This window comes from Vibrio sp. 03-59-1, assembly GCF_013114135.1.
GTDB classification, from domain to species: Bacteria; Pseudomonadota; Gammaproteobacteria; order Enterobacterales; family Vibrionaceae; genus Vibrio; species Vibrio cortegadensis.
This window is the reverse complement of the sequence record NZ_VTYA01000002.1, coordinates 47120-59158: the sequence shown is the minus strand read 5'-3', so window position 1 is coordinate 59158 and position 12039 is coordinate 47120. Positions and strand designations below refer to the sequence as shown.

Annotated in this window: 12 protein-coding genes; 8 read left to right on the top strand and 4 right to left on the bottom strand. The window is 43.5% G+C overall.

Going from position 1 to position 12039, the window contains the following annotated elements:
* Positions 1 to 38 precede the first annotated feature (38 nt).
* From F0249_RS02130 to F0249_RS20330, 6 genes are all read left to right on the top strand, one after another.
* Positions 39 to 824 carry a class I SAM-dependent methyltransferase gene (locus F0249_RS02130; RefSeq protein ID WP_171755900.1) on the top strand — a complete coding sequence of 262 codons (786 nt, stop codon included), beginning with the start codon at positions 39 to 41 and terminating at the stop codon, positions 822 to 824.
* 706 nt (positions 825 to 1530) lie between these two features.
* The gene (locus F0249_RS02125) at positions 1531 to 2253 is read left to right on the top strand and encodes a response regulator (protein WP_171755709.1); all 723 of its coding nucleotides are present in this window, start codon (positions 1531 to 1533) and stop codon (positions 2251 to 2253) included.
* A complete protein-coding gene (gene creC / locus F0249_RS02120) occupies positions 2253 to 3695 on the top strand; it encodes a two-component system sensor histidine kinase CreC (protein ID WP_171755899.1) in 1443 nt (480 codons plus the stop codon). Before F0249_RS02125 ends, creC begins: the two co-directional genes overlap by 1 nt.
* Before the next feature lie 75 nt (positions 3696 to 3770).
* The gene (creD, locus tag F0249_RS02115) at positions 3771 to 5111 is read left to right on the top strand and encodes a cell envelope integrity protein CreD (RefSeq protein WP_171755708.1); all 1341 of its coding nucleotides are present in this window, start codon (positions 3771 to 3773) and stop codon (positions 5109 to 5111) included.
* Positions 5098 to 5526, top strand: a complete 429-nt coding sequence (locus F0249_RS02110) for a DUF2809 domain-containing protein (protein WP_171755707.1) — start codon at positions 5098 to 5100, stop codon at positions 5524 to 5526. The genes creD and F0249_RS02110 overlap by 14 nt, the downstream gene beginning before the upstream one ends.
* The gene (locus F0249_RS20330) at positions 5523 to 5657 is read left to right on the top strand and encodes a hypothetical protein (protein ID WP_301337534.1); all 135 of its coding nucleotides are present in this window, start codon (positions 5523 to 5525) and stop codon (positions 5655 to 5657) included. The genes F0249_RS02110 and F0249_RS20330 overlap by 4 nt, the downstream gene beginning before the upstream one ends.
* Before the next feature lie 121 nt (positions 5658 to 5778).
* Here F0249_RS20330 and F0249_RS02105 read toward each other — a convergent pair whose 3' ends face one another.
* Positions 5779 to 6444, bottom strand: a complete 666-nt coding sequence (locus tag F0249_RS02105) for a Crp/Fnr family transcriptional regulator (protein WP_017054776.1) — start codon at positions 6442 to 6444, stop codon at positions 5779 to 5781.
* Positions 6445 to 6564: 120 nt separating this feature from the next.
* Between F0249_RS02105 and deoD the strand changes: the two genes are divergently transcribed.
* Together deoD and F0249_RS02095 are read left to right on the top strand one after the other, a co-directional pair.
* The gene (deoD, locus tag F0249_RS02100; RefSeq protein WP_017054777.1) at positions 6565 to 7272 is read left to right on the top strand and encodes a purine-nucleoside phosphorylase; all 708 of its coding nucleotides are present in this window, start codon (positions 6565 to 6567) and stop codon (positions 7270 to 7272) included.
* Positions 7272 to 7508, top strand: coding sequence for a YgjV family protein (locus tag F0249_RS02095; RefSeq protein ID WP_171755706.1), 237 nt, complete (start codon positions 7272 to 7274; stop codon positions 7506 to 7508). The genes deoD and F0249_RS02095 overlap by 1 nt, the downstream gene beginning before the upstream one ends.
* A 231-nt stretch (positions 7509 to 7739) precedes the next feature.
* Here F0249_RS02095 and F0249_RS02090 read toward each other — a convergent pair whose 3' ends face one another.
* Genes F0249_RS02090 through F0249_RS02080 form a run of 3 tightly spaced genes read right to left on the bottom strand, consistent with a single transcriptional unit; the run spans position 7740 to position 12033 of the window.
* Positions 7740 to 8312 carry a DUF1566 domain-containing protein gene (locus F0249_RS02090; RefSeq protein WP_171755705.1) on the bottom strand — a complete coding sequence of 191 codons (573 nt, stop codon included), beginning with the start codon at positions 8310 to 8312 and terminating at the stop codon, positions 7740 to 7742.
* A 1-nt stretch (position 8313) separates the two neighbouring features.
* Positions 8314 to 9747: a DUF1566 domain-containing protein gene (locus F0249_RS02085; RefSeq protein WP_171755704.1), complete on the bottom strand. Its 1434-nt coding sequence runs from the start codon at positions 9745 to 9747 to the stop codon at positions 8314 to 8316.
* A 33-nt stretch (positions 9748 to 9780) separates the two neighbouring features.
* Positions 9781 to 12033: a proprotein convertase P-domain-containing protein gene (locus F0249_RS02080; protein ID WP_171755703.1), complete on the bottom strand. Its 2253-nt coding sequence runs from the start codon at positions 12031 to 12033 to the stop codon at positions 9781 to 9783.
* Positions 12034 to 12039: the final 6 nt, after the last annotated feature.

Below are 12039 nucleotides of genomic sequence, written 5' to 3'. Positions count from 1 at the left end.
TTCAAACTGCATGGGAGATAACAGTGCAAGAGGAATATATGGATTACTATGCGAATTTTGATGAAGAGCAGCGTCTCGTTTGTCAAAACATTACTCGCATTGAATTTGATACAACCATCAACCAACTAGAATTATTTACTCATTCAGCCGATACGCTTACCGAGTTTGGTGCTGCAACGGGTCGCTATTCCATTTTTTATGCCCAAAAAGGCTTAGATGTAACCGCAGTCGAGCTCGTTCCGGAACTGGTTGCTCAACTAAAACAAAATGCCGTTGTTCAAAATGTTGAGCTGAACGTATATGAAGCAAATGCAACGGATGTTCCTTTTGTTCCAGACAGCTCTCAAGATATGGTGTTAATTCTTGGGCCCTTGTACCACATACAAAAAGAAAGCGAACGACAAGCTGTAATAAGAGAAGCTCATAGAATTCTTAAGCCAAATGGTGTTGTCGCAGTCGCTTATATCAGTCGTTTCTTTGTGGCTGGACTGCTTGCTAAAATGTCTAGTACTTTGATTTCACCACAAATACTTAGTGAATTGAACGAAACGGGCTTAGTTACATCGAAAGATATCGATGTATTCTTTAGAACTGGATATTTTGCAAAACCTTCTGAAATCGAAAACTTAACTAAATCCGAAGGGTTCTGTATAGAAAAGCATGTGGCGACAGATGGCTTTGGACGTTACATCGGTTCTGAAATCAATTCATTATCAGAACAACAATACCAAGCTTGGTTGCAGCATCATCTATTGGTGTGTTCTGAACCATCACTTCTAGGTTCGAGTAACCACGGTTTGGTTATCGCACGTAAGTACAGTTAACAAATAACGATAAGTGTCGTTTAGTATTAAAAGTAATGGAAACTTGTCGTATGAATAATCTTTTTACGTATATTGCCGCGATAAAAGGTGAAATGACGGGATTAAAACTGGTAAGTCATGAATCAATCGACAAATCTTATAAAGATCAGGACATAGCCGTTGATTGTGTAGAGTCGCTATTTCATTTTTCAAACGGAGTCATAATAAAGCATTGCACTGAATCAGAGCTCTTTGAAACGACGGAACAAACATGTCCGGAGTGTTGGATTTCATATGAGGTAATTTCAGACTCAAAAAGCACTAAGGTACGCCCCATAAGAAAGACCTTCACAAACCATTGCCAAGAGATTTTTTGGCTAAAAATCAATAAGCAACAGGTAAATCCATAACAAGAGGCCGTTGCTAGCCTCTTGTTGTTGCATACTCTGGTGTTGTTCAACGAGAACTTGAACTTGTATTGGGATTATTACCAGATCCAAATACAGTTAATAACTGAGTTGGCAAATGTTTCCAATTGAATGCATTATCGATCATTGAGCTAGTCGATTAATATAAGAACCGCAGCTCTGGTTCTGAGTTGATTTTTACAACAACCACCTAAGATCACTCTCGAACTTTGTCTTTTCAGTATCAATCCGATAGCCTTTGCGCCAAAGTAGTGGGTAACCACAGCATCGGAATAAACATCGTCAACGAGGTTCAAACATTGAACGACCAATCGCCAGTCATCATTATTGAAGATGAATCTGCCATTGCAGACAACTTGATTCATGTTTTAGAGATGGATGGCTACCACGTGGAGTGGTTTACAACGGCAGGAGAAGGCTTGGCATTTTTGCAAAAACACTCAGCACTTCTGCTCGTGTTAGATGTCGGATTACCTGATGGTAACGGCTTTGAACTGTGCAAAACCATCCGAGAATTTTCTGACATTCCGATTATCTTTCTAACCGCTAGGAGTGATGAAATTGACCGTGTCGTTGGCTTGGAAATTGGAGCTGACGACTACGTGACTAAGCCATTTAGCCCTCGCGAAATGCTAGCTCGCATCAAACTTCGAATCAAAGCTAAAGCGCCTATGGCTGAATTAAGCCCAGAGCCAAAACCAGAACGAAGTCCAGCCTTTGTGAAACTTCAACCAACCCATGATTTAGTCGCACACAACTTTGATTACGGTGTTGGAGGCAAAATGCTTGGTCTTACTGCCGTTGAGTTTAAGATCCTTGATAAGCTTATTTCCATATCTTCTAATGTATTGAGCCGAGAGCAGTTAATGATTGCCGCAGATATGACGCCAGAGGCAGCTTACGAACGAAATATCGATACTCACATCAAAGCCATTCGCCATAAGCTGAAGCCGTTTGAGATGTCTGAACGAATTTGTACCAGACGTGGCTTTGGTTACTTCTACAGTATTAAGGGAGAATGATGAATCGCTGGCCAAGGATCCCGCTTGGGTTAAGGCTGTTTTTGCTCTACTTTATCTTAGTCGGAATGACGGCTTATATGGTGAGTAAAACCGTCGTTCAAGAGCTTAAACCGACAGTGCGTCAAACCACCGAAGAAACACTAGTCGATATGGCGAACTTGCTTGCAGTATTGGCAGAAGAGGACGTTGCCAATAGCAAGTTATCAGAGAGTCGTTTTTCCCAACTTTTAGCGGCTTATGGCCAACGAAAACCACATGCACGCATTTGGGAAATTGGAAAAAAAACGATTAACCATCGAATTTATATTACGGATAAACAAGGCACTGTAATTGCGGATTCTTGGCAGCAAGACATCGGCAAAGACTACTCACAATGGAACGATGTATATCTCACGCTTCGCGGTCAATATGGTGCGCGTAGTACCATTGAAGATCCGAATGACCCGATCTCAACCGTGATGCATGTCGCTGCGCCGATTTACCACAACGGCGAAATCATTGGCAGTGTGACAGTGGCAAAGTCCAATCGCTCAGTGCAACCATTTATCGACCTCTCTAAACGTAACGTGCTGTTTTGGATGGTGTGGATGAGCGGCTTAGTGCTACTCGCAGGTGCCTTGTTTGCTTGGCGAATTCACTCAGCATTGAATAAATTGGAAGTTTACGCGACCAAAATGGGCGAAGGCGAAAAAGTATCTAAACCAAAATTTCGCATTTTTTACGAATATGGAACGCTCAGTGATGCGCTAGAAAAAATGCGCAATCAACTTGACGGAAAACAGTATGTCGAAGAGTACGTCCAGACCCTGACTCATGAGTTAAAAAGCCCGCTATCTGCAATCAAAGGGGCAAGCGAAATATTGCAGATGCCGTTACCTGAAGAAAAGATCGCTCGGTTCGCTGGCAACATCGAACGAGAAAGTGATCGCATGCAATCACTGATTGATAAGTTACTTGAACTGGCTCGCCTTGAGAAACGTCCAGAGCTTGAACAAGTCGAACAGATTCTAGTACACCAAATTGTGAGCGAAGTGGTTGACTCTGCGGATGCGCGTTTGAGTGGTAAGACGGTCACTGCGGACATCAAGATTGATGAAAGCCTCGTGGTGCTTGGCGACACCTTTTTACTTAAGCAAGCTACTTTTAACTTGATGGATAATGCGCTGGATTTCGCTTACTCCGGAGGACATATTGAGTGGAAAGCAGAGATGGCTAAGGGCAATATACGACTCTCTATTTTCAACTCAGGCCCTCACATTCCAGACTATGCAATGCCCCGATTAACTGAGCGTTTTTATTCTCTCGCTCGTGAAAATGGCGTTAAGAGCACTGGATTGGGACTCAACTTTGTAGAGCAAGTAGCTAAGCTGCATAAAGGTGAACTACGAGTAGAAAACATTGAATCCGGCGTGAAAGTGACTCTGATTTTACCAACTCCATAGAAACTCCACATTAGCTCCATTCGTTCTCCAAACTGCTGATTTAGATTATCTACATCAGCAAATGGAGAATAAAACATGAAAAAAATCCTCAATAATCAGCTCGGCATGAAGTTCGCCTTCGTGCTGTTTTTGTTTGTCTTACTGCAAATCCCCCTTTCAATGGTCACTGGGCTGATCTCAGAACGTTCGTATCGCCAAGATGAAGTAAGGAATGACATAGCACGCAGCAGCAGTGGCGAACAACGCATCATTGGTCCTTTCATCATGGTGAACTACACCGAGACCAGCTATCGAGATGAAAAAGTCCAGATTAAAGAACGCCGTAAATTCCTCTTACCTAATACCTTCGATATGAGCGCTGATCTGGACAGTTTTGAAAAATATCGCGGTATTTACCGTGCGCGTTTATACAAAGCGCAAGTGGCGCTTAACGGTGTTTTTGATGCAGACGACTTAGCGGCACTGCATGATCTTGATATTAAAAACATCAGCCTTGTGGTTGGCATTGAAGACAGTCGCGGACTGATTCGCCTTGATGACATGACGCTCGCAAGCTCAGATATTGAAGTGATACCAGGAACCGGATTAGATCAGCTACCACAAGGTTTCCATAGTGAACTAAAACTGGATGACCTGAAAACAGAACAACCTTTGGCATTCGGCCTTAACTTCTTACTCCAAGGGATGGGACAGCTGCAAATAACGCCAATTGGCAGCGAAACTACGGTGGAATTGTCTTCTCCTTGGGCACACCCTAGCTTTATCGGTGACTACTTACCAGTAGCGTCAGATATATCTGAAGATGGATTTAAAGCGCAGTGGGTAAGTAATAACTTCTCTACCAATATCGCGCAATTATTCCAAAGCTGCCTGTCATCAAACAGCGCTTGCTATGAGCTTGAGCAACGACAAATGGGCGTGGATTTGATTGATCCCGTTGATCACTATTTGAAATCTCATCGCGCTGTGAATTACTCACTATTAGTGATAACGCTAGTATTCGCGAGCTTCTTTCTGTTGGAACTGTTTCAAGCGCGTCCAGTCCACCCTGTGCAATATGGGTTTATTGGCTTGGCTCTGGCGCTTTTCTATTTGCTGCTGATTTCGATGAGTGAGCACCTAGGTTTCAACTGGGCATATGTCGTGTCAGCGGTGGCATCGACGGGTCTATTGAGCGTGTACGTCAGTGGTATGTTGAATAACCTAAAGCATGGCACGGTATTTGGTGTGTTATTGCTCACGATCTACGGCTTATTGTTTGGGTTGCTTCAAGCAGAAAGTTACGCGTTAGTCATGGGCGCATTGCTGTGCTTCGCGATTTTGAGCTTCACTATGGTGATCACACGCAACGTTGACTGGTATGCCCGCAATATAAAAGTGGAAGACGAAGTAAAGGCTACAAATGAAGATGCTTAAACAGAATATTTTTGCCCGTCAGCAAAGCGAAATGAATGACAATAATACCGGTATTTACTTTCGTTTATCTACAATAAATGGGCTTAAAAGCTTCATCTGTTTCATCGCTCTGGTGGTCATCGCGCTTTACGTTCGAGACAGCTTTATTCGCCCGACATTCGGTGATGTGTTGGTTGTTGTTTGGCTTTACTACTTGTTGGCGAGCATCCTCTCAATGCCCGTCAAATGGCTCGCTGCGTTGGTGGTATTAATAGCGTTTGTTGTCGAATTTGGACAGCTATTACAGGTGGCGACTTGGCTTGGTATCGAATCACCCTCACTTCTTGCCATGATTTTAGGCGCGACATTTGATTGGAAAGATCTGTTTGCTTACGGCGTAGGAGGTGCATTGTGCTGCTGGATGGAGGCGAAATGAAATCAACATTAAAATTGAAAGTAGGTTCATCAAACACTCATTGTGTTCAGCCAAAGCGACGCTTTCGTAAAAGAATCAGCTTGCTCAAGCAGGTCTATCTTTGGTCATTAACCAACAAAGAGCAGCCTTAGAGTAAATTGGATGAGTTTTTCTTTTAGGCTCTCGCATTCTTCAATAACCCAAATGAATCTTAAGCTCACTGTTACTCATGGTGAGCTTAGATTAATTTTATAGATCTTCGTTAATGATCATTTAAGCCAGATTTTGGGTCTCAATAAAAGCTGACAATTTTTCAATATTCTTAACTTTTAATTGGTTACCAATCTTTTCGACAAACCCCAAGTCAAGCAATTGATGAACCACACGGCTATAGGTTCGCTCTGAACAACCAAAACGTTCAGCTTCTTTATATGCCTGAGCAAAATTAATTTTAGGTTTAGCTTCGAGGTAGCGTTGCTCAATATCCCAAGCGACGTTGTAAATTAAAGGATATAAAATTCGGTTCATGGCCACCGACATAGTATCCTGGTATTTCTCTGACAATGACTGGCTTAGCCAAATAGCCAGCATGGGCTCTTGCTGCATAAATTCAGAAATAAGGCTTACAGGTACAACTTTAGCCTCAAGTATATCACTGGCACGGATATCAAACTGGCACTTGGTATCTGTAAGAAATTCGACTTCTCCAAACAAGCGATTGTCGGCAAAAAAGAGACCTAAACTCAAGCCACGTCCATTCTTAGCGGTATGATCAATACTGTACTCGCCCATTCCAACCCAATACAGCTCGCAGATCTCTTGTCCTTGTTTTAGTAAATAGTCACCAGGCTGAAAATGTTTGGTTTTTAGTTCTTGTTTTTCCAAAAGCTGACAGAATAACGCATGACCATGCTTCGATAATTCTTTGATTTTATTCACTTCGATGACCTGCGATTATTTTTGTGAACAGAACAACTCCGATCCAGACAAGTGTCCTGATGCTTTTAAGTAAGTAGGAATAACATAGCAATAAATCTGTTAACTGTTAAGGGTATCAATATGACTCCACATATTAACGCACCTCAAGGTGCATTTGCTGAAACTGTATTATTTCCAGGTGATCCACTGCGAGCAAAGTACATTGCCGAACATTATCTAGAGAGTGCTAAGCAAGTTTGTGATGTACGAAATATGTTTGGTTATACCGGCTATTACAAAGGTAAAAAAATATCAGTAATGGGGCATGGTATGGGTATTCCATCTGTCTCTATTTATGCCCATGAGCTAATCAACGAATACAATGTAAAAAAGTTGATCCGTGTAGGTAGTTGTGGCGGTGTTTCCGACGATATTTTTGTTCGGGATATTATTGTCGCAACAGGTGCAAGTACGGCTTCTACAACAAATAGAACACGCCTTGCCGGTTACGATTATGCAGCGGTACCAGATTTTGAATTACTGAAAGCTTGTTGGGAAACTGCTGATAGCCATAAAATTCCTGCTCGTTTCGGTAGTATTTTCACGAACGATCTATTCTATGGAAAAGACCCAAATCTAATGCCAGCTCTGCTGAAAATGAACATTCTTGCTTGTGAAATGGAAACTTCGGCATTATTTGCTATTGCTGCAGAAAGCCATGTTCAAGCTCTGAGTATTCTGACTGTTTCTGACCATATCATTAGTGGAGAAGAGACAACTGCAGAAGAGCGTGAAACCACCTTTAACCAAATGATGGAGCTGGCTTTAGAGACAGCTCTTAAGGATTAATGATGTTAACTCCGGATATGCTGGGTTACCTGTCTTCATTATTCGTCGGCATATCGCTTTTAATGAGCGATATAAAAAAGCTTCGTTATATTAACTTTGTTGGCTGTATCGGGTTTGTGGTGTATGGCTTAGCTATCGGAGCCTGGCCGGTAGTCTTTATGAATGGCTTTTGTGCTTTAATTAATGTTTATCACATCGTAAGGATATATAAATCCAGCCAAAAAATAGCCGTTTAATTCCCGCGATTTATTATCAAAGGGGGATAACATACATCTAATAGTGCTTTTTAATATTCTTGAATGAATATAGAAAGAGAGTGTGTGTTTTTCTATTAACGATAAAATATAGAGCGCCTCAAAGCCCAATTCACTTGAGGCACTCTATTGTTAATTCTCTAATACGTGAAACATTCTATAGGATAACTTGACTCGAAAAATGGCATCCTTTGAACAAAGGTATGATGGCAGTTACTCTTCGCCTGTCACCAGTAGCAGAGAAAAAGTGTTCGTCGGTTCTAGTGGATTCCAGTTGTAAACTTCGCCATTCCCTGAGTCAAACACCATTACGTTTGAACCATCACCGTTCGGAGTGTTACTCCAGATATAGCCTGCATAGTCACCCACTTCTAGCGTGTAACCACTTGCGAATGCAGTGCCGTTCATCGCAGGGCTATGGCAAGCACGTTCAGTCAACGCGACCAACTCTTTAATGTTGGGTAAACGCCAGTTCTTTTTGTCAGCGAAGTCATGCAAAGCATGGTTGCCTGATTCATTTCGAATTTGCTCTGCGGCTGATAGAGCTAACTGCCATGACATCTTAGTCGCGGCGCCAGAACATGCCTTATTCGCTGTATCCCATGATTGTCCTACAGGACAACGCATCCACGTCAGGCTCGTTTTTAAGTCAGTTATCGTCCCAGCATCAGAGTAAGTGTAACGAGAATTTGGTGCTGTCTTGCCAAAATCTGTGGAACATTCTTGTGCAGCCATGGCAACTTGAGAAGCCAGAACAAGAGATAGCGCGGTCATTATTTTCTTCATTTTATTGGCCCTTAACTGCTACTAGACGGATTGGGAATTGGTATGATGTACCAGTATCACGCTCCACTTTGTCAGAATAAATCTCAACAAAGCTAACGTAACCTCGGTCTGCACCTTTCGCAGCCACTACTGCAAATTGAAGTGCACCTTCATAGTTATAAGTAGAGTAGTTGTTAAATGTGAAATCACTTAACCAAATTGCACCCGATTCAATATCTGGACTGCCCTTACCCTGCTGGGGGAAATAATCCATCGTCATACCATAAACATTACCGTCGGTATCTTTCTCTGTTTCACCTAAGTCCAGAGCATCATAGAACTCTTGGTATGTTGGTAGACGCCAGTCCGTGATGCCACATAGCGACTGCTTGTTTATGTGTTCAACATATTGACTTGTTGAACAGATGCCATCAGCGGCATCCACACAACCAACCACTTCGAGATCTTCGTAATACGGTTTGAATGTTGCTGATTCAAAAACGAATGTACGATCTTTAAATTGAACAGAACTCGCGTCCGCACTCTTGTTTTCCCACACTAGACCAGTGCGCTCATCCATTGTACAAACCCACTCGGTTGCGTCCGCAGCCAATGTTGCGCCTTGTGAATCTAGCTTAACGAACTTAAAGCCAGCACCTGTTGATACCTGCTTGTCATCTTTATCAAAACCGTATTCCGCATCTTGACCAGGGTAAGAAGTTTGAACTTCTGCTACGTCTGCTGCGCCATCAGCAAAGTGAAGAACTACGCCAGTATCGTTACTGCCAACGGTCTGCTCTGCCACCGCTGAAATTTCCTCTGCAAACACTTTGGCCTCTGCTTGAGTCAGTAATTCTGAAGCTAACGATTTACTTTGATAACTCAGGCTTTGAGCAAGCAGGGCAACGCCTTTCGTCATTTGATCAGGCTGCATTTCTGCCAACAGTGCTACCGCGTTTTGCTCTAGGTGATCGAACTCACTAGCACTTGCATTAGACATGACCGAACCAGACAGTGAAACGCCTGCATCGGTGAGTTGAGCTTTTACAATTTCTTCAGCTTGAGCGACGGTTTTACCATCCACAACCAAACCTGCCATCAGCGTCGTAACACCGTTAATTGTATTTCCAGTCGCTAGGTTTTGGCCCGGAGTAGCGAGGCTAAGTGTCTGACTTGAACCTTGGTCAACTTGAGCCAGAATCGTGCTAGTCAAAATGTTTTTGTTGCCCGAGTTCAGCGCAAATTTACCTGAATTATCACTCTTTGTATTTGGCTCAGTCGAGTCACAAGCAAAGTTTTGGTTTAAGTCGACACATACTGGTGTATCAAGAAGTGTGCCTTGTGAAACAATGGTGCCCGCTACATCATAAGTCGGCGCTGTCGTGTCACCACCAGAACCGCCGCCACAGCCAACTAGGGCTAATGATGCAGCAATGAAAGAATATTGAAACTTCATAGATTTATCTTCTTTTGATTAATAGTATGTGGTTTATCGAGAGCGAATAACTCTCACCATTGAAAGCAATAACAGTCCAAATAAGGCAAAAGGCGAACCACTACCACCCGCGCCACCGCTATCACTTTCATTAGTGGTATCAGCACTGCACTGATACTGAGCAAAGTGACTCACACCCCACTCTTTCAACACCCCAGAGTTTCCTGACACACGGTCAGATACTTCGAGACGCCAAGTACCCCAACTCGGTTGACCGACAAGCGCTTGTAGCTCCTCGTCATACTGAGCTGTGAAGTAACCTTTAAATCCATTGGTATTGCTTGATTGATGGCTGAGTAACACAACCGATTTACCTTGAGGTGACACTAGCGTCACTTGTAGATCTTGTAGTGAGTCATGCTCGATATTCAGGTAAACAGCGAAGGAATCGTCAATCGTGCGAGATTTGTCTGATAGCGTTTGAGAGAATAGTCTGTCGCCCTGTTCAGGCAACGAAGAGTTCACTGCTTGAGGTTGTATTTCTAATTTTGGTGTCCCATTCACTAATGCAACGCTCTCTGCCCATTGATGTGTCTTCAAGCTGTCGCCAAATTGGTAGTCCAATGACACTGTAGAATCAAACTGCATACCACAGGTTAGATTGCTTGGAAGCGCCACTTTCATTGCGCTTGCATCTGACAACGTTTCATCAATATCAAACACCGATGCATTGTTCAGCTGCCATTGACCTTTGATGTTGGCTTCTCGGCCCATTTGACTAAGGTTTAGCCCAACATTCTGACTTTGCGCGATGTATCGAGCATCATAACGAACGCGAAATGGTGCTTTAAGTAGGTCATGTTTATTAAAGCTGTCCGTTAGTAACTGGGCATACTCTTTGTCCGGGAACAAACCGCTTGCGGCAAATACCGTCGATTCCGCAAGATCATGCATTTTTACTCCACGCCCAATTCCGAACATGCCCTCTAGAATGATGGTATCAAACTCGCGAAAAACGCCGTCAGATCCATCACCATAACGCTCAACCGAAGCTTTTAACGCTTGGAACAACGGCGTAGACCATAACTCGTCACCCAATTCGCCACCGACACTGACGTGCGCGGGGTATTCTGAGTTTTCAAAGTAACGAGCGTGCTGGTTCCATAAACTGCGAGTCGTTTTACGTGTACCGAACACGCCATCCCAGTTGAAGACCGTATCCAGATCGAACTCTTGACCACGACGTGACGTATCAAGGTATTGAATCTTGTAGCTTGCGCTGCCTGCCCAGTAATCGGCAAAACCTTCTGCAATAGCGCCGGTATGACCATAAGCCCAGTCCGGTACGATTTGATAATGAATACCATGACCAAACTCATGCAGAACCACATCCCCATCGACCGCATCAGGAGAAACGCCACCCACACCAAGCATCAATGCTTTCGGTCCGTAATAGTAAGTAGAGTTGTCTTTTGATAACCCTCGTGCGTCAAAACGCAGCGGCTCATCAAACAAATCGTAGGCTAAGCTCGTCAAATATTGCATCGAGCTATCAAGGTGGTAAAACGCCATTAATTGTGGAAACGCATTGTCTCCAAACTCCGTGTTTTGCATCTCTGCCAGGCTATCAAACGTTTGAACGCCTTCTGTGGTGAGGAAATTAGACGTATCGAGTACAGGCGCTTCACCAGGTGCTGGCACCGCAAACAATCCGGTTGCATCTACTTGCTTCAATCGCGGATTAGACAGATAGAACTTACCGCCCGACTGTAAAACCTCAATAGATTTGGTCACGTACTCAATCGGCTGAGGGTAACCCGCTAAGGATGCCCAAGTAGAATCAGGTGCGGCTTGCTGCTGCATCGTACGTAAGTCAGGGTTGAATAGAGAAACCTCAATATCAATCAGATTACCCGAGCTAAGTGCTGGAGGCTCTTGCGCCTGTAGCTCACGCGGCGATTCTAACTCTGCTGCGATCATCGGTTCACCATTACGGATGATCGTATCTTCAAAGCTTTTAAACACACGAACGACATGATGTTCTTTGTCCGTTGTTACAACCACAGTGCGCTGCGCTTGATACTCCCCCTTCACCCAAACGTCAAAATTGTAATGTGCACCAAGTTGGGATTGTGTTTTGTAGCGATACTTAAACTCTCCTGCATTGGCATAATTCGTGTCGAGGTACGTTTTCGCTTCTGCTTCATTATTCACACTGGCACTGGCTGCTGGATAATCCCACTCAGCGGCCTGTACCGTCGTGGCACAGGCAATAAGGAGTGAAAGCGCTAATGGTTTTAACTTCATGATTTC